This window comes from Bartonella sp. TT29SHDZB (assembly GCF_042193395.1).
GTDB lineage: Bacteria > Pseudomonadota > Alphaproteobacteria > Rhizobiales > Rhizobiaceae > Bartonella.
In genome coordinates, this window is record NZ_JBHILQ010000143.1 from 1 (window position 1) to 643 (window position 643).

Genomic DNA, 643 nt, shown 5'->3' on the forward strand with positions numbered 1-643 from the left:
TACGGGACACTCCCTGCTGGCAGTAACGTTTGGACAGAATGGTTGAGAGTGGCTACAAATCCCATAAGTTCCCATACCTGTCTTGGAGATGTGGGGCGTATGTGCAACATGCTTTACGGCTCATCTCATCGTGAACAAGTTCCTTCAAGTAAATCATGGAGTAAAAAATGAAACACATCGTAAAATTATTAAGTGCTGTAACTTTGTTAAGTATAGCTGGGTGCCAGTTTAATAAAACTCCCATATCTTCTATAGGGGCATGGGAGAAGCCAGGAGCAGATTTTACGGAGATAGGAAAAGCCTTGTTAGAATGCGGTATGCCAACCCCTTATGATAAGGATCCAGAAAGTAGAAAGCTCAGTAATAATGCAAATGCAACCATTGATGCTTGCATGCTCCAAGCGGGATTTCGCTATAAATATGATGTGGGGGGAGGCTGGTGTGGAAATCATAAAGCTGAAAACTTGCCCATTTGTCGTCCAGGCGCTGTCATACCACAGCGCAGTGTCAAGAAGCGCTTGAACAGCCCTTTTTGTAAAAAGCATCCAGAACAATATGAATGTTATCCTTAAGTTTTGCTGTTTGTGATGATTAACAATCCGCTATCCTTGCCTTCACTTGGAATGGCGCGATTGTTTCCTCA

The 643-nt window shown here is 43.2% G+C and carries 1 protein-coding gene; it reads left to right on the top strand.

Annotation, left to right across the window (positions count from 1 at the left end):
• Positions 1-167 precede the first annotated feature (167 nt).
• The gene (locus ACFIJJ_RS10010) at positions 168-572 is read left to right on the top strand and encodes a hypothetical protein (RefSeq protein ID WP_375646850.1); all 405 of its coding nucleotides are present in this window, start codon (positions 168-170) and stop codon (positions 570-572) included.
• Positions 573-643 lie beyond the last annotated feature (71 nt).